Source organism: Kitasatospora sp. NPDC023176, assembly GCF_055560495.1.
This window is the reverse complement of the sequence record NZ_JBVHIP010000028.1, coordinates 79,302-95,009: the sequence shown is the minus strand read 5'-3', so window position 1 is coordinate 95,009 and position 15,708 is coordinate 79,302. Positions and strand designations below refer to the sequence as shown.

Genomic DNA, 15,708 nt, shown 5'->3' with positions numbered 1-15,708 from the left:
GAAACCACCCCGGGGGCACTGCGCCCGAAAACCGGACGATTTCCGGGAATTCCGAAAGGACCGAGAAATCATGAGTAATCCGTTCGACGACGAGCAGGGCACCTTCCTCGTCCTCGCCAACCACGAGAACCAGCACAGCCTCTGGCCCGCCTTCGCGGAGGTCCCGGCCGGCTGGCGGACCGTCAAGGGCGCGAGCACCCGGCAGGAGGCGCTGGACCACATCGAGCGCACCTGGACCGACCTGCGCCCGCAGAGCCTGATCGACGCCACCGCCTGATCGACGCCACCGCCTGAGCACCGCACCCGCCCGGGCACCGCACCCGCCCGGGCACCGCACCCGCACCACCCACCCAACACCCGAGGAGCACCCCATGAGCACCGTCGCCATCTCCGAGCCCAAGGTCCGCGAGATCGTCGCCGACTGCCTCGACCTCGAGCTCGACGAGCTGACCCTCACCGACCACTTCATCGACCACTACGGCGCCGACTCGCTGAACGCCATCGAGGTCCTCGCCCGCCTGGAGAAGGAGTTCCACGTCACCATCCCCCAGGAGGAGCTGCCCAACATGGTCAACCTGGCCGCCGTGCTGGAGGTCCTCTCCCGGGCGACCGCCCGATGAGCGGGCGGAGCGATCGAGCCATCAAGAGGCGCGCGTGGGCGCATGCCCCCGCCGAGCGTAGGGAGGCGGGCGCATGAGCACCCCGCAGCGCGTGGTGGTGACCGGTATCGGCGTCCTGTCGAGCATCGGCAACGGCGTCGAGGACTTCACCTCGGCCCTGCGCGAGGGCCGCTGCGGCGCCGGTCCGATCACCAGCTTCGACACCACGGGCTTCCTGCGCACCAACGGCCACGAGGTCGACGGCTTCGAACCGGAGCAGTGGATCCACCGCCTCGACATCGAACAGCTCGGCCGCGCCACCCAGTTCGCCGTCGCGGCGGCCCGGATGGCCGTCCAGGACGCCGGCCTCGACGAGCAGGAGCTCGCCGGACTGCGCGCCCAGGTCACCATCGGCACCACCGACGGCGAGGCCCCCGAGCTGGACAAGCTGATGGCGGAGTCGGTCGCGGAGGGGCCGGAGCACCCGGCCGACCAGCTGGTGGCCGGCCGTCTGCCGGCCCACCAGCTGGCCCTGGCGATCGCCCGGGAGCTGCGGCTCCCCCGGGTCGTCCCGGCCGTCCTCGGCACCGCCTGCGCGGCCGGCAACTACGCGATCGGCGACGGCTTCGACGCGGTGCGCACCGGCGAGGCGGACATCGCCGTCGTCGGCGGCGCGGACGCGCTCTGCCGCCGCACCTTCGCCGGGTTCAGCCGGCTCGGCCTGGTCTCCTCCGACGTCTGCCGTCCCTTCGACGCCGACCGCGAGGGACTGCTCACGGCCGAGGGCGCGGGGGTCCTCGTCCTGGAGACGCTCGAGTCCGCCCGGCGCCGCGGCGCCCGGATCTACGCCGAACTGCTCGGCTACGGGCTCAACTGCGACGCCCACCACCCGACCGCGCCCGACCAGTCGAGCGTCGCCCGCTGCATGGAGCTGGCGCTCGCCGACGCCGGGGTCAAGGCGGCCGAGGTGGACCTCGTCTCCGCCCACGGCACCGGCACCCCCACCAACGACATCACCGAGACCCGCGCGATCCGCGAGGTCTTCGGCGACACCCCGCCGCGCACCGTCGCCCTCAAGGCGATGCTCGGCCACTCGATGGGCGCGGCGAGCGCGCTCGGTGCGGCCGCCGCGGCGCTCGCGCTGACCCACGGGTTCATCCCGCCCACCGTCAACCACCGCACCACCGACCCCCAGTGCCAGATCGACTGCGTGCCCAACCACTCCGTCCCCGCGGACCTCCGGGTGGTGGTCAACAACGGACTGGCTTTCGGCGGCAACAACGCCTCCGTCGTCCTGGGGCGCCACGAGGAGGAGTCCAGCCGATGAGCGAGCGCAGCGAGCGAACCGTCAAGTGGAGCGCGTGGGCGAATGCCCCCCGCCGAGCGCAGCGAGGTGGGCGCATGAGCGAGCGCAGCGAGGTGGGCGCATGAGCTCCACGACGATCCACCGGGACCGGCCGCTGATCACCGCGTGGTCCGCCGTCTCCCCGTTCGGCCTCGGCCGCGACGCGTTCGCGGCCGGGGTCGGCCGGGGGGAACCGGCCCACGAGGTCCCCGACTTCGACACCCGCAAGGTGCTCGGGAAGGCCGGCACCCGCACCTTCGACCGGGCCACCGGCCTGGCCGTCACCGCCGTCCGCGAACTCCTCGGCGAGGCCGAGGCCGCGCGGAACCCGATCGCCACCGGCGGTGGCACCGCCCTCGTCCTCGGCACCACCCTCGGCAGCGCCCAGAGCGCCGCCGGGTTCAGCCGGGCCTCCTTCGAGGGCGACAAGCCCTACGACGTGCCCGCCCAGCTGATGCCCAACGTGCTGATGAACGGCCCGGCCGCGGCCACCGCCATCCGCTTCGACCTCAAGGGCCCCAACACCACCCTGGCCGGCGGCGCCGCCGGCGGCCTGCTCGCCCTCGGCTACGCCCGCCGTCTGCTGGCGGCCGGCCGCGCCGAGCGCGCCGTGGTCGGCGCGGTGGAGGAGCAGTCCGAGACCCGCGAGTGGCTGGCCGGCGACCACCACCAGCCGATCGGCGAGGGCAGCGCCGTGCTGCTGCTGGAGACCGAGCGGACGCTGCCGCCCGGCCGCCGGGTGCTGGCCGAACTGCTCGCCCTGGACGTCCGGTTGGACATCGACGACGACCCCTCGACGGCCCTGGCCGCCACCGTCCGCGACGCCCTCGCCCAGGCCGACGCGACGCCCGACCAGGTCTGGGCCGCGGCCGTCACCGGGCAGCCGGCCGAGGCACAGCTCGCCGCACTGGTCGGCACCGAGGCCGTCAGCCGGATCCGCACGGCTGAACTCCTCGGCGACACCGGCTCCGCGGGCACCGTCTTCTCCCTCGCCACCGTCCTGTCCCTGGCCGAGCACGACCCCGCGGCCGCCGGCCGCCTCGCCGTGATCGCCTCGCTCGACCACCAGGGCCTGGCCGCCTGCGCCGTCCTGCGCCTCACCGGCGGTGGCCGATGAGCACCCCCGGCATCGCCCTGATCAGCGGCGGCTCGCGCGGCATCGGCAAGGCGGCCGCCCTGCGGCTGGCCGCCGAGGGCCACGCGATCAGCTTCTGCTACCAGTCCGACCAGCAGGCCGCCGACCTCCTGGCCAAGGAACTCGACGCCCTCGGTGTCGGCGTCCTGGCCGCGAAGGTCGACGTCACCGACGCCGCCGCGGTCCGCGCCTGGGTCACCCGCACCGAACAGGAACTCGGCCCGATCACCGTCGCGATCGCCAGCGCCGGTATCACCAAGGACAAGCCCCTGCTGCTGATGGCCGACGAGGACTGGCGGAGCGTCACCGACACCAACCTGAACGGCACCGCCAACCTCTGCCGCGCGGTGGCCTTCCCGATGGTCAAGCGCCGCAGCGGCTCGATCATCACCCTCTCCTCGGTCTCCGGCGTCTACGGCAACCCCGGCCAGAGCAACTACGCGGCCTCCAAGGCCGGCATCATCGCGCTCACCCGCGCCCTGGCCAAGGAGGTCGGCCGGTACGGGGTCCGGGTCAACGCCGTCGCCCCCGGCATGATCGAGACCGACATGACCTCGGTGCTCACCGACAGCCAGCGCACCGACGCCCTCAAGCACATCCCGCTCGGCCGCTTCGGCACGGCGGACGAGGTGGCCGACTCGGTCGCCTTCCTGGCGGGCCCGCAATCCGCCTACCTCACCGGCTCGGTCCTGCAGATCGACGGCGGAATCGTCCTGTGACCGGACGTACCAGATGCACCGGACACACCAGATGCACCAGACGCGCCGGACGAACCAGACGCACCGTCAACTTCGACTAGGAGAAACGACCATGACCATTCCCGCCGTGCGCACCTTCGACAACCACACCCCGCTGGTCGACACCGAGCTGCTCCCCGGCCGCGGCAGCGGCGTCAACGCCGCCCACCGGATGTACGAGCACCTCATCGGCATCTGGGCCACCGGCGTCATCGAGGCCGCCCACGACCTCGGCGCCTTCACCGCCCTGATCGGCGCCCCCGCCACCGCCGGCGAGCTGTCCACCCGCCTGGGCACCGACCTGCGCGCCACCCGCGTCCTGCTCGACGGCCTGGCCGCCTACGACGTGGTCGAGCGCAGCCGCGCGGCGGACGGCCAGGCCGTCTACACCCTGCCACCGGAGATGCACGACATCTTCGCCCCCGAGGGCCTGTACAGCCTGGTCGGCAAGATCCGGCACGACCGCAACGTCGCGTGGGGCGCCTGGCGCAACCTCGCCGGCAACGTCCGCACCGGTGCCCGCAACTCCGAGGGATCCCAGCAGCTCAACCAGATCTCCGAGGAGGACTACACCTCCCTCGTCCGCGGCATCAACTTCTGGGCCCCGCCGATCGCCGCCACCCTCGCCACCGCCCTGCGCGAGCAGGGCTGGACCGACGGCGCCGGCCGCACCCTGCTGGACGTCGGCTGCGGCACCGGCATCTACAGCCAGCTGCTGCTCCAGGAGTTCAGCGGCCTCAACGCCCGTGCCCTGGACGCCGAGCGGATCATCCCGATCGCCAACGCCCAGGCCCACCGCCTCGGCGTCGCCGAGCGCTTCAACCCCGAGGTCGTCGACTTCTGGGCGGACGACTGGGGCACCGGCGTCGACGTCGCCCTGTTCGTCAACATCTTCCACCTCCAGACCCCCGAGTCGGCCCGCGAGCTCCTGCTCCGCTCCGCCAAGGCGCTCACCGAGGACGGCGTCATCGCCATCGCCGACCACATCGTCGACGAGGACAGCACCGACGGGAACACCCAGAACCGGTTCTTCCGCCTCTTCGCCGCCTCCATGCTCGCCACCGGCGGCGGCGACGCCTTCACCGTGCAGGACTACGACCAGTGGCTCGCCGACGCCGGCCTGCGCCGCGTCGCCCTGCTCGACACCCCCATGCACCGCCTGCTGCTCGTCAAGCACGCCTGACGGGCCGGCCCCCGCACCCACCCACCCCTCGACGGCCCCGACGCCCCGCGTCGGGGCCGTCGGGGTTCCCCGCACCCGGAGGCCCAGATGCCCGAGCAGCCCGTCCTCTTCCGCACCGACCGCACCGACCTCACCCCCGAGGAGATCGCCACCCTCACCGTGCTCCTGCTCCGAGGAGCCCGCACCACCGCCCCCGCCCCCCGGCCGACCCGCCGCACCGTCCGCTGGCACGACGTCTCCCTCCGCCCCCCGATCCCCACCACCTCCTGGCAGATCGTCGCCTGACGCCGCCCCGCCCCCACCCGTCGCCGCCCCGCCCCGCCGGAGCGGCGACCTCTGCTTCCGGTCCGTCAGCCGCGCGAAAGGCGTTCGGTGAGGCGGGACTTGGCGGCGGGCCACTCGTCGGTGAGCATCGAGAAGTAGGCGGTGTCGCGCCAGGTGCCGGTGGGGCGGCGGCGGTGGCGCCGGTGGACGCCCTCGAACTGGGCGCCGAGCCGCAGGACGGCGTTGCGGGAGCGGTCGTTGGTGGCGTCGGTCTTCCAGTAGACGCGGCCCATGCCGAGGTCCTCGAAGGCGTGGGTGAGCAGCAGCAGCTTGGCCTCGGTGTTGACCGCGGTGCGCCAGTGGGAGCGGGCGTAGAAGGTGGCGCCGATCTCGAGGGACTCGTTGTGGGTGTCGAGGTCGTGGTAGCCGGTGATGCCGATGGCGGTGCCGCTGGTGAGTTCGACGGCGGCGAAGTAGACGCACTCGCCGGTGGCGGCCTCGGCGATGCGGGCGTCGAGGTCCCGGCCGAGTTCCTCCTCGGTGGCGGGCGGGAGGGACATGGTCCAGCGCCAGACCTCGGGGTCGGGGCCGACGGTGGCCCAGAGGTCGGCGGTGTGGCGGCGCTCCAGCGGCTCCAGGCGGATGTGCCGGCCGGTGAGGGTAACGGGGACGGGCTGCTTCGCGGTCATGGTCCGAACGTAGCGCCACTCTGCACTAGAGGCAATGCATGTATGCACTAGTTCAATAGTCGGGACGCGGGGCGTCACGGCCGGGAGGCGGGGCACAACGAAGGGCCCCGCGGGACGGGTGCGTCCTGCGGGGCCCTTCGCGAAGAGCGGGCTCGGCGAGCGGTCAGATGAACGAGTTGATCTGGATCGTCTCGTCCCGGCCGGGGCCGACGCCGATGGCGGAGATCGGCGCGCCCGACATCTCCTCCAGTGCCTTCACGTAGGCCTGGGCGTTCTTCGGCAGCTCGGCGAAGGTCTTCGCCTTGCTGATGTCCTCGGTCCAGCCCGGCAGCGTCTCGTAGATCGGCTTGGCGTGGTGGAAGTCGGACTGGTTGTAGGGGAGTTCCTCGACCCGGCGGCCGTCGATCTCGTACGCGACGCAGACCGGGATCTGCTCCCAGCCGGTCAGCACGTCGAGCTTGGTGAGGAAGAAGTCGGTGAGGCCGTTGACCCGGGTCGCGTAGCGGGCGATGACGGCGTCGAACCAGCCGCAGCGGCGGTCGCGGCCGGTGGTCACGCCGCGCTCGCCGCCGATGCGGCGCAGCGCCTCGCCGTCCTCGTCGAGCAGCTCGGTCGGGAACGGGCCGGAGCCGACACGGGTGGTGTAGGCCTTGAGGATGCCGATGACCCGGTCGATCTTGGTGGGGCCGATGCCGGCGCCGGTGCAGGCGCCGCCCGCGGTCGGGTTCGACGAGGTCACGAAGGGGTACGTGCCGTGGTCGACGTCGAGCAGGGTGCCCTGGCCGCCCTCCAGCAGGACGACCTTGTCGGCCTTGAGGGCCTCGTCCAGGACGAGGGTGGTGTCGGCGAGGAAGGGCTTGATCTTCTCCGCGTAGCCCAGGTACTCCTCGACCACCAGGTCGGCCGGGATGGCGCGGCGGTTGTAGAGCTTGACCAGGATCTGGTTCTTGTCGTGCAGCGCCGCTTCGATCTTCTGGCGCAGGATCGACTCGTCGAAGAGGTCCTGGACCCGGATGCCCACGCGGTTGATCTTGTCCGCGTAGGTCGGGCCGATGCCGCGGCCGGTGGTGCCGATCCGGCGCTTGCCGAGGAAGCGCTCGGCGACCTTGTCGATGGTGCGGTGGTACGGGGTGATCAGGTGGGCGTTGCCCGAGACCAGGAGCTTGGAGGTGTCGATGCCGCGCTCGTTCAGGCCGTTGAGCTCGGAGAGCAGCACGCCCGGGTCGATGACGACGCCGTTGCCGATCACCGGCGTCACGTTCGGGCTGAGGATGCCGGAGGGGAGCAGGTGCAGGGCGTACTTCTGGTCGCCGATGACCACCGTGTGACCGGCGTTGTTGCCACCCTGGTAGCGGACGACGTAGTCGACGGAACCGCCGAGGAGGTCGGTGGCCTTCCCCTTGCCCTCGTCCCCCCACTGAGCGCCAACGAGCACGAGTGCCGGCACAGGCGTACACCCCTTCCGGTTGGGGCATCCTGCGTAGGCCGCAGTCTGCCCCGAGATAGACGAAGCCCCTGGCGCAATGGCGCAAGGGGCTCTTGCACCGAGAGATTACCTGAGGAAGGACCGGTCGTGTCGTCCCTGTCCACGCCTGCTACCGGCGGTCCCGAGCCCCTTCTGCTGCTGCTCGACCCGGTGGCCCGGCAGACCGACGGGGAGTCGGTGCGGATCGCGAAGGACGTGTTGTGCGGGGGTGCGGACGTCAAGGTGGCCTATCCGGAGAGCCCGTCCGAACTCGACCGGATGCTTTCGCACCGGGGTCGGCGGCGACCGGTGGTGATCGGTTCCGACCTCGCCCTGCAGCGGGTGCTGCAGGCCCTGCACCGGCAGCGTGAGCTGGGTGCCGATCCGGTGGGGATGGTTCCGGTCGGCCGGGCGGAGGAGCTGGCTACGGCCCGCGCGCTCGGCGTGCCGGGGGAGCCGGTACGGGCGGCGCGGGCGGTGCTGTCGGGTGCGCCGCGGACCTTCGACCTGCTGGTGGACGACGGCGGCGGGGTGGCGCTGGGCGGGGTGCGGATCATCGGTGGCGGCGGGCGCCGTCCGGGGGGCCGTTCGGGTGGCTGGCGTTCGCTATGGGCGAAACTGGCTGCGGCCGAGCAGGCGAACGCACTCACCCCGGAGCCCGTCGACCACAGCCCCCGGATCCGGGTCGAGGCGGACGGCCGGCTGCTCGCCGACGTGCACCGCCCGGTCCGGCTGGTGCAGCTGACCCTGACGGGCGCCGGGGGCGCGGCCGGCGCGGGCGTGCTGGAGGTGGTGGTCCGCGCCCCCGGCGCACTGGTGCGGGCGCGCGCGGCGAGCGTCTCGGTGGTCGGGCGCGGCTTCGGCTACGAGGCGGACGGCCACCCGGTCGGCCCGGTCCGCGCCCGCACCTGGACGGTGCACCCGGACGCCTGGGGCCTGCTGCTGCCCGCGGCGGAACACCGGCGGCCGCCCGCCGCGTGAACGCCCGCCGAACGCCGGGTGAGCAGGCTCACGTTCGGGACCGCCCGCCGAGCACCGTTCCGCACACGGAAAGCCCCAACGGGCGCGAACCGCAAGGCCAACCGCCGTCCGCCGGAATTCCCCCACCCGAATTCCCCGCCCCGTAAGGGGTTTTGTCTACGCGCGTTACTTCGCGATCGCCGTCCTGACCGGACCTCCCGGGTTCCGGAAGCCCTGGTCAACTGCCCTAGACTCGAAGGCGTGCCACGTGGTGACGGAAGACTCAACCACGATCTTCTTCCCGGTGAGAAAGGCCCCCAGGACGCGTGTGGCGTCTTCGGTGTCTGGGCTCCCGGCGAGGAGGTCGCCAAGCTCACGTTCTTCGGCCTTTACGCCCTGCAGCACCGCGGTCAGGAATCCGCGGGCATCGCAGTGAGCAATGGCTCCCAGATTCTCGTCTTCAAGGACATGGGGCTCGTGTCCCAGGTCTTCGACGAGGCCTCGCTGGGGTCGTTGCACGGGCATATCGCCGTCGGACACGCCCGCTACTCGACCACCGGGTCCTCGGTCTGGGAGAACGCCCAGCCGACCTTCCGGGCGACCGTTCACGGTTCGCTGGCCCTCGGGCACAACGGAAACCTGGTGAACACCGCCGAACTGGCGGCCATGGTCGCCGAACTGCCCGGTGAGGAGCACGTCTCGCGCTCCGGCCGGACGGCCGCGACCAACGACACCGACCTGGTGACCGCCCTGCTGGCCGGCCACCCGGACCTCTCCATCGAGGAGACGGCCAAGGTCGTGCTGCCGAAGGTCAAGGGCGCCTTCTCGCTCGTCTTCATGGACGAGCACACCCTCTACGCCGCCCGCGACCCCCAGGGCATCCGCCCGCTGGTGCTCGGCCGGCTGGAGCGCGGCTGGGTGGTCGCCTCCGAGACGGCGGCGCTGGACATCTGCGGCGCCTCCTTCATCCGCGAGGTCGAGCCCGGCGAGCTGATCGCCATCGACGAGAACGGCATGCGCACCTCGCGGTTCGCCGAGGCCAAGCCCAAGGGCTGCGTCTTCGAGTACGTGTACCTGGCCCGCCCCGACACCTCCATCGCCGGCCGCAACGTGCACCTCTCCCGGGTGGAGATGGGCCGTCGGCTGGCCGCGGAGGCGCCCGTCGAGGCGGACCTGGTGATAGCCACGCCCGAGTCCGGCACCCCCGCCGCGATCGGGTACGCCGAGGCCAGCGGCATCCCGTACGGCTCGGGCCTGGTGAAGAACGCCTACGTGGGCCGCACCTTCATCCAGCCCAGCCAGACGATCCGCCAGCTCGGCATCCGGCTCAAGCTGAACCCGCTGCGCGAGGTCATCGCCGGCAAGCGCCTGGTGGTCGTGGACGACTCGATCGTGCGCGGCAACACCCAGCGCGCGCTGGTGAAGATGCTGCGCGAGGCGGGCGCCGCCGAGGTGCACATCCGGATCTCCTCGCCGCCGGTGAAGTGGCCCTGCTTCTTCGGCATCGACTTCGCCACCCGCGCGGAGCTGATCGCCAACGGCATGACCATCGAGGAGATCGGCCGCACGCTCGGGGCCGACTCGCTCTCGTACATCTCGATCGACGGCATGATCGAGGCCACCAAGCAGCCCAAGGACAAGCTCTGCCGGGCCTGTTTCGACGGCGAGTACCCGATGGAGCTGCCGGACCCGGCGCTGCTCGGCAAGCTCCTGCTGGAGGCCGAGATCAAGGGCGGCCAGCAGCAGCCCGCCGTCCGCGGCAAGCCGACCAGCGGCAGCGACCTGGACGGCGTCCAGTCGCTGCTCGGCGGGGCGGGCGCGGCCGACGCGCTGCGCCGCCCGTAACGAACGCACGGTGGGGTCCCGCGAACCGGGGCCCCACCGCTGTCTCCGGACCACCCCCACCTGACCCGAAAGGGCCGCACGCAGTGACCAGCAACCAGAACGGCGCCACCTACGCCGCCGCCGGTGTCGACATCGAGGCGGGCGACCGCGCCGTCGAGCTCATGAAGCAGTGGGTGAAGAAGGCCAACCGCCCCGAGGTGGTCGGCGGTCTCGGCGGCTTCGCCGGCCTCTTCGACGTGTCGGCCTTCAAGAACTACGAGCGGCCGCTGCTGGCTTCGGCCACCGACGGCGTGGGGACCAAGGTGGCCATCGCGGCCGCCATGGACAAGCACGACACCATCGGCCACGACCTGGTCGGCATGGTCGTGGACGACCTCGTGGTGTGCGGCGCCGAGCCGCTGTTCATGACCGACTACATCTGCGTCGGCAAGGTCGTCCCGGAGCGGGTCGCCTCGATCGTCAAGGGCATCGCCGAGGGCTGCGCGCTGGCCGGCTGCGCCCTGGTGGGCGGCGAGACGGCCGAGCACCCGGGCCTGCTCGGCCCGGACGAGTACGACGTCGCGGGCGCCGGCACCGGCGTGGTCGAGGCCGACGCGCTGCTGGGCTCCGAGCGGGTCCGGGCCGGCGACGTGGTGATCGCGATGGCCGCCTCCGGCCTGCACTCCAACGGCTACTCGCTGGTCCGCCACGTGCTGCTGAACGAGGCCGGCTGGAAGCTGGACCGCAAGGTCGAGGAGTTCGGCCGCACCCTCGGCGAGGAACTGCTGGAGCCGACCCGGATCTACTCGCTGGACTGCCTGGCGCTCACCCGCGCGACCGAGGTGCACGCCTTCTCGCACGTCACCGGCGGCGGCCTGGCGGCCAACCTGGCCCGGGTCATCCCGGACGGCCTGCACGCGCGCCTGGACCGCGGCACCTGGACCCCGCTGCCGGTCTTCCGGACCGTCGCCGAGGTCGGCCGGGTGGCCACCCTGGAGCTGGAGAAGACGCTCAACATGGGCGTCGGCATGGTCGCGGTCGTCCCGCCGCACTCGGTGGACGCGGTGCTGTCGATCCTGGAGGACCGCGGCGTCGAGGCCTGGCTGCTCGGCGACATCGTGGAGCGCACCGACGAGCACGGGGCAGGTGCGGCCCTGTACAACGCCTACGAGGGCTTCACCGCGGGCTGACCGGCCCGCGGACGCGAGAGGGCCCCTCCGGTGCGCCGGAGGGGCCCTCTCGTACGTCGGGGGCGTTCGACCGGGCCCCGAGAGCCACGCGAAAGCCGAAGCCGAAGCCGTAGCCCCACCCGCCTACCCGCCCGCGGGAACGCCGAAGACCGGTCCGGCGCCCAGGGGCGTCAGGACCGGTCCGGCGAAGCTGCGGTCTACGAGCGGCGGGAGGCCTGCGACGGCCCGGTGCCCGGTCCGGTGTCGTCCTCGTCGTCGAGGTCGGCGTAGCGGGCGGCGTACTCCGCGTACGGGTCGTCGTCCTCTTCCTCCTCCTCGATCGGCTCAGGGTCGATCGAAGCAGTGGACGGCGATACGCCCAGCTCGTTGGACAGACGGTTAGCGTCGAACCCGCCGCTGTTGTACTTCAGCTCGCGGGCGACCTTCGTCTGCTTGGCCTTGGCCCGGCCGCGCCCCATGGGTCGACCCCCTCAACGATGGGGCTCACGGCCCCGAGTCTGACACGTGTTCATGATCAGGACCGGCCTGCCCGAATGGGAGGACCGTCCCTTGGAGCATTAACGGTACCTGTTTCCGCCGCTGGACGGTACGTCGTCGGTGTGACGTGGCGCGCACCGCCTGCACCCGAGACCAGGTCTTCCCAGGTCAGGGGAGGTTTTGCGGCGTGTGGCACGCTGTCCGGAGGTGATCGGGGTCCGTCGTTCCAGGACTGATTATCCCCCCTAGGGGGGCGTCGGATCACCCGTTCGGGCGGAGAAGTGAGAATCCGGTTCCACATCGTGATGCGCGGGGGGCCGGAGGTGACGGCCCCCCGCGCACCGGGTCACCGGAGGGAGCCCGGTCAGCCCCGGCGGCTGCCCGGCAGCAGGACCGAGCGCAGCGCGCTGATCTCGCGCATCCGCTTCTCCGCCAGGCGGTCGGCGGCGACCGCCGGCGGGATGCCGTCGGAGGCGGCCCGGGTGAAGATCTCCAGGGTGGTGTCGAAGATCTTGGTGGCCTTGTTCTTGGCCCGCTCGAAGTTGAAGCCGTCGATCTCGTCGGCGACCTGGATCACGCCGCCGGAGTTCACCAGGTAGTCGGGGGCGTAGAGGATGCCGCGGTCGGCCAGGTCCTTCTCGACGCCCGGGTGGGCCAGCTGGTTGTTGGCCGCGCCGCAGACGACCGAGGTGCCGAACTCGCCGAGCGCCGAGACCACGGAGTCGGTCAGCGCGCCGCCGAGGGCGCAGGGGGCGTAGACGTCCAGCTTGGCCTGGAGCAGGGCGGCGGTGTCGGCGACCACCTCCACCTCCGGGTGGGCGGCGCGGACGCGGTTGACGGCGGCCTCGAAGGGGTCGGTGACGACGACGGTGGCGCCGTCCGCGACCAGGTGGCCGACCAGGTAGTGGCCGACCTTGCCGACGCCCGCGACGCCGACCCGCTTGCCGCGCAGCGTGGGCTGGCCCCAGCGGGCCTGGGCGCTGGCGCGCATGCCCTGGAAGACGCCGAAGGCGGTGAGGATGGACGAGTCGCCGGCGCCGCCGTGCTCGGGCGAGCGGCCGGTCACGGACTCGGTCTCGCGCGCGATGACGTCCATGTCCTGGACGTAGGTGCCCACGTCGCAGGCGGTGATGTAGCGGCCGCGCAGGGACTCCACGAAGCGGCCGTAGGCCCGGAGCATGGCCTCGTTCTTGTCCTTGTTCGGGTCGCCGATGATGACGGCCTTGCCGCCGCCGAGGTCGAGCCCGGCCAGCGCGTTCTTGTAGGACATGCCGCGGGACAGGTTCAGCGCGTCCTCCAGGGCCGCCTCTTCGGAGGCGTACGGGAAGAAGCGGGTGCCGCCGAGGGCGGGGCCGAGCGCGGTGGAGTGGATGGCGATGATCGCCTTGAGTCCGGAGCTGCGGTCGTGGCAGAGGACGACCTGCTCGTGGCCGTCGCCGGGGGCGCCGTCCTGCTCGGTGCGGAAGATCCTGCTGAGCACGCCGGGTGCGGGGTGCGTGGCGGGGGTCTGTACGTCGGTCACTGTGGTGACTCCAGTATCGCGGGCCCGCTGCTGTGGTGCGGGCGTCTGGGGCGAAGCGTAGTCGCGCCGGAGCCGCCGATCAGCCGTCTTGTCCGAGCTTGTGCCGGTTGTCCGAAGGGTGAGACGGGAAGGGGGCCGGGGTGCGGGCGCGAACGGTTCGGGGTCGCGCCCTCCCCGGGCCGTGCGGCTCGTGCGACCATGCAGGACGTGACCGTCGTACGTACTTCCGTACTGCCGCCCTACGCCGCCCACCTGCGGGTCTACGAGCCGCTGGCGGCCTATCCGGAGCCCGAGCGGGCGCGCTGGCAGGCCTATGCCGCCGAGCACGGGCCGGACGCGGCGGTGGCGGAGCAGTCGGTGGCGGAGGCGGGGCTGGAGGAGCAGCGGGAGGCCCTGGCGGAGCTGGCCGCCCGCACGCCCCGGGCCCTGCCGGAGCAGGAGAGCGGGCGGGCGTACCTGCGGATCGTGGACGGCGTACTGTACGTGTGCCCGTGGGCGACCAGGCTGCGCAGTTGGCAGGCGCTGGAGGAGCTGCGGGCGGGGGCTCCGGTGGCGCTGCTGGACACCGCGGTGCCGCCGGTGACCCGGGCGGCCGCCGAGGCGGACCGGGAGCGCTGGCGGGCCGGGCACCCGGACGCCCGGCCGTGGATCCTCACCAGCCGGTGGGAGGTGCCGGTGCGCTGGTTCCTGCCGTTCGGGGACGAGGACCGGTGCTTCGTTCCGGGGGGAGCGGGCACGGGAGGGGGAGAAGAGGGGGAGGGGGAGCGGGGGAGGCCGGCGGCGCTGTTCTACCTGGTGCCGATGGCCCAGGCCCGGCGCCGGGTGGCACGCGCCTACCGGGCGCTGCGCGAGGCGGTGCCGGACGGGGAGCTGGTGCGCGGGGCGGAGCAGGTCGGGCGCTGGCTGGAGGAGTTCCATCCGCGTTCGCTGGTGGAGTTGGACTACGGGGGGCTGGTGCATCTGCTGGGGCCGGAGCGGCTGTTGGCGGACCGTTCGGCGGGGGAGCTGGAGGAGGGGCTGCGCGCCCTGCGGGCGGGGGACGCCGACGGGGCGTTGCGCGCGTACGGGGAACTGACGGGGCGCTGGCGGCGGGTGCTGGCCCTGCGGCACGCGAACTGACGTCCGACCGCCCGTGTATGACTGTGAGGGGTCTTTGGTCCACAACGGTGCCGACCAAGGTCCTGGTTCGGGTCAATAGCTGTCGAACGTGACACTACTCACCGTTGACGCGAACTTACCCCTATGTGCAAAAATGGGACAACCAGCCCAACTTCACGTGAGCGTGCCCACTTTTGGGTGGTTCTGGAGTCGATGCGTGCTTTGCGGGGAAACAGGGGGTCTGGTCCCCTCGTAACCGGACGTCACTGCCGTGTGACTGTCCGTTATGGGGTGGTCCATCGCCATCCGTCAGCCTTGAACCCGTGAGGGGTCAATTTTGGCGGTTTGGTCGATAGGGCTGGACGGATGGTGTAGTTGTAGACACCAGGACAAGCCGTTCGTCCTATAACCGACTCGGCCCGTCTATGCCATTTCGGGCATCGCGGGCCAAGGTGCAGAATTTGAAGGATAGAACCGCCCTGGTTCGGTTCTCCCGAGGAGGCCGCTCATGACCGCTCGTACCCCTGATGCTGAACCGCTGCTGACGCCGGCGGAAGTTGCCACCATGTTCCGCGTTGACCCGAAGACGGTCACCCGCTGGGCCAAGGCGGGCAAGCTGACGTCGATCCGCACGCTCGGTGGTCACCGTCGTTACCGTGAGGCGGAGGTGCGCGCACTGCTGGCCGGGATTCCCGCTCAGCGCACTGAAGCCTGATAGGCCGAAGGCTCTTTCGAAGGGGCCGCTAACCGGACTCCGCCGGGTCCGGTTAGCGGCCCCTTTGTCGTACCCGCGATCGGGCTTCCGGGCCGTCTTCCGGTCGCCTTCCGGTACCGTCCGGCCGGTCGGAATGCCGAACTCCGGATAACGATTTGATGCGCATGAGGCGGGGGGGATTTACAGTGAATAACAGTGCAATTTTACATATTAAATTAGTGCTGTACGAGAGAGGGGGCTTCGGGGGTGATTCCCGGGGGGTTCAGGTGACGACGGTCACACGGTCCGTCACTTGTGGGCCGGACCTGGTCCGGGGTAGGCGACGGACGGTCAAAAGCGAGAGGCCCGGAACCTGACGGTTCCGGGCCTCTCGCACTGCGGCGATCCCGACGGGACTTGAACCCGCGACCTCCACCTTGACAGGGTGGCGAGCTAACCAACTGCTCCACGGGACCAGAGTTTTCTGATCTCGTTCACTCGCTTGCCGCGCTGCGAACAAGACAGA

16 protein-coding genes and 1 tRNA gene are annotated in these 15,708 nt (G+C 71.6%); 12 read left to right on the top strand and 5 right to left on the bottom strand.

Going from position 1 to position 15,708, the window contains the following annotated elements; all coding sequences use genetic code 11:
* Positions 1 to 70 precede the first annotated feature (70 nt).
* The 7 genes from ACZ3YL_RS30910 (at position 71) to ACZ3YL_RS30880 (ending at position 5,284) form a co-directional block, all read left to right on the top strand.
* A complete protein-coding gene (locus ACZ3YL_RS30910) occupies positions 71 to 277 on the top strand; it encodes an MbtH family protein (protein ID WP_030289532.1) in 207 nt (68 codons plus the stop codon).
* A gap of 94 nt (positions 278 to 371) precedes the next feature.
* A complete protein-coding gene (locus ACZ3YL_RS30905) occupies positions 372 to 620 on the top strand; it encodes an acyl carrier protein (RefSeq protein ID WP_188309404.1) in 249 nt (82 codons plus the stop codon).
* Between the two features lie 73 nt (positions 621 to 693).
* Positions 694 to 1,926 (top strand): beta-ketoacyl-[acyl-carrier-protein] synthase family protein, encoded by a 1,233-nt coding sequence (locus ACZ3YL_RS30900; RefSeq protein WP_188309405.1) that lies wholly within the window; start codon positions 694 to 696, stop codon positions 1,924 to 1,926.
* Positions 1,927 to 2,026: 100 nt separating this feature from the next.
* Entirely contained in the window at positions 2,027 to 3,061 is a 1,035-nt protein-coding gene (locus tag ACZ3YL_RS30895) for a beta-ketoacyl synthase N-terminal-like domain-containing protein (RefSeq protein WP_465660534.1), read from the top strand.
* Positions 3,058 to 3,798: a 3-oxoacyl-ACP reductase FabG gene (gene fabG / locus ACZ3YL_RS30890; RefSeq protein ID WP_188309407.1), complete on the top strand. Its 741-nt coding sequence runs from the start codon at positions 3,058 to 3,060 to the stop codon at positions 3,796 to 3,798. Before ACZ3YL_RS30895 ends, fabG begins: the two co-directional genes overlap by 4 nt.
* Positions 3,799 to 3,889: 91 nt before the next feature.
* Positions 3,890 to 4,999: a class I SAM-dependent methyltransferase gene (locus ACZ3YL_RS30885; protein WP_188309408.1), complete on the top strand. Its 1,110-nt coding sequence runs from the start codon at positions 3,890 to 3,892 to the stop codon at positions 4,997 to 4,999.
* A gap of 87 nt (positions 5,000 to 5,086) precedes the next feature.
* Positions 5,087 to 5,284, top strand: coding sequence for an acyl-CoA carboxylase subunit epsilon (locus tag ACZ3YL_RS30880; RefSeq protein ID WP_188309409.1), 198 nt, complete (start codon positions 5,087 to 5,089; stop codon positions 5,282 to 5,284).
* Between the two features lie 65 nt (positions 5,285 to 5,349).
* Here ACZ3YL_RS30880 and ACZ3YL_RS30875 read toward each other — a convergent pair whose 3' ends face one another.
* Both ACZ3YL_RS30875 and ACZ3YL_RS30870 read right to left on the bottom strand, forming a co-directional pair.
* Positions 5,350 to 5,952 (bottom strand): GNAT family N-acetyltransferase, encoded by a 603-nt coding sequence (locus ACZ3YL_RS30875; RefSeq protein WP_188309410.1) that lies wholly within the window; start codon positions 5,950 to 5,952, stop codon positions 5,350 to 5,352.
* A 163-nt stretch (positions 5,953 to 6,115) separates the two neighbouring features.
* On the bottom strand, positions 6,116 to 7,399 hold the full coding sequence (locus tag ACZ3YL_RS30870) for an adenylosuccinate synthase (RefSeq protein ID WP_188309411.1): 1,284 nt from the start codon (positions 7,397 to 7,399) through the stop codon (positions 6,116 to 6,118).
* 126 nt (positions 7,400 to 7,525) lie between these two features.
* Between ACZ3YL_RS30870 and ACZ3YL_RS30865 the strand changes: the two genes are divergently transcribed.
* From ACZ3YL_RS30865 to purM, 3 genes are all read left to right on the top strand, one after another.
* Positions 7,526 to 8,398 (top strand): diacylglycerol kinase catalytic domain-containing protein, encoded by an 873-nt coding sequence (locus ACZ3YL_RS30865; RefSeq protein ID WP_317621467.1) that lies wholly within the window; start codon positions 7,526 to 7,528, stop codon positions 8,396 to 8,398.
* 240 nt (positions 8,399 to 8,638) lie between these two features.
* Positions 8,639 to 10,222, top strand: a complete 1,584-nt coding sequence (purF, locus tag ACZ3YL_RS30860) for an amidophosphoribosyltransferase (protein WP_188309412.1) — start codon at positions 8,639 to 8,641, stop codon at positions 10,220 to 10,222.
* An 83-nt stretch (positions 10,223 to 10,305) separates the two neighbouring features.
* On the top strand, positions 10,306 to 11,391 hold the full coding sequence (purM, locus tag ACZ3YL_RS30855) for a phosphoribosylformylglycinamidine cyclo-ligase (protein WP_188309413.1): 1,086 nt from the start codon (positions 10,306 to 10,308) through the stop codon (positions 11,389 to 11,391).
* 197 nt (positions 11,392 to 11,588) lie between these two features.
* Here the strand turns inward: purM and ACZ3YL_RS30850 are convergent, their stop codons facing one another.
* Together ACZ3YL_RS30850 and ACZ3YL_RS30845 are read right to left on the bottom strand one after the other, a co-directional pair.
* Positions 11,589 to 11,849, bottom strand: a complete 261-nt coding sequence (locus tag ACZ3YL_RS30850) for a DUF3073 domain-containing protein (RefSeq protein WP_188309414.1) — start codon at positions 11,847 to 11,849, stop codon at positions 11,589 to 11,591.
* Positions 11,850 to 12,232: 383 nt separating this feature from the next.
* Positions 12,233 to 13,390 carry a Glu/Leu/Phe/Val dehydrogenase dimerization domain-containing protein gene (locus ACZ3YL_RS30845; protein ID WP_465660533.1) on the bottom strand — a complete coding sequence of 386 codons (1,158 nt, stop codon included), beginning with the start codon at positions 13,388 to 13,390 and terminating at the stop codon, positions 12,233 to 12,235.
* Between the two features lie 207 nt (positions 13,391 to 13,597).
* On the opposite strand from ACZ3YL_RS30845, the gene ACZ3YL_RS30840 reads away from it, so the two are divergent.
* Positions 13,598 to 14,509, top strand: coding sequence for a DUF8083 family protein (locus tag ACZ3YL_RS30840; RefSeq protein WP_465660532.1), 912 nt, complete (start codon positions 13,598 to 13,600; stop codon positions 14,507 to 14,509).
* Positions 14,510 to 14,996: 487 nt separating this feature from the next.
* Positions 14,997 to 15,203, top strand: coding sequence for a developmental transcriptional regulator BldC (gene bldC, locus ACZ3YL_RS30835; RefSeq protein WP_014137253.1), 207 nt, complete (start codon positions 14,997 to 14,999; stop codon positions 15,201 to 15,203).
* Positions 15,204 to 15,584: 381 nt separating this feature from the next.
* Here bldC and ACZ3YL_RS30830 read toward each other — a convergent pair.
* Positions 15,585 to 15,658, bottom strand: a tRNA-Asp gene (locus tag ACZ3YL_RS30830).
* Positions 15,659 to 15,708 lie beyond the last annotated feature (50 nt).

Excerpts from the sequence above, each read along its gene's own strand:
- ACZ3YL_RS30885 (WP_188309408.1), top strand. The coding sequence starts at position 3,890 with ATGACCATTCCCGCCGTGCGCACCTTCGACAACCACACCCCGCTGGTC.
- ACZ3YL_RS30900 (WP_188309405.1), top strand. The coding sequence starts at position 694 with ATGAGCACCCCGCAGCGCGTGGTGGTGACCGGTATCGGCGTCCTGTCG.
- ACZ3YL_RS30905 (WP_188309404.1), top strand. The coding sequence starts at position 372 with ATGAGCACCGTCGCCATCTCCGAGCCCAAGGTCCGCGAGATCGTCGCC.
- ACZ3YL_RS30875 (WP_188309410.1), bottom strand. The coding sequence starts at position 5,952 with ATGACCGCGAAGCAGCCCGTCCCCGTTACCCTCACCGGCCGGCACATC.
- fabG (WP_188309407.1), top strand. The coding sequence starts at position 3,058 with ATGAGCACCCCCGGCATCGCCCTGATCAGCGGCGGCTCGCGCGGCATC.
- ACZ3YL_RS30910 (WP_030289532.1), top strand. The coding sequence starts at position 71 with ATGAGTAATCCGTTCGACGACGAGCAGGGCACCTTCCTCGTCCTCGCC.
- ACZ3YL_RS30850 (WP_188309414.1), bottom strand. The coding sequence starts at position 11,849 with ATGGGGCGCGGCCGGGCCAAGGCCAAGCAGACGAAGGTCGCCCGCGAG.
- bldC (WP_014137253.1), top strand. The coding sequence starts at position 14,997 with ATGACCGCTCGTACCCCTGATGCTGAACCGCTGCTGACGCCGGCGGAA.
- ACZ3YL_RS30895 (WP_465660534.1), top strand. The coding sequence starts at position 2,027 with ATGAGCTCCACGACGATCCACCGGGACCGGCCGCTGATCACCGCGTGG.
- ACZ3YL_RS30880 (WP_188309409.1), top strand. The coding sequence starts at position 5,087 with ATGCCCGAGCAGCCCGTCCTCTTCCGCACCGACCGCACCGACCTCACC.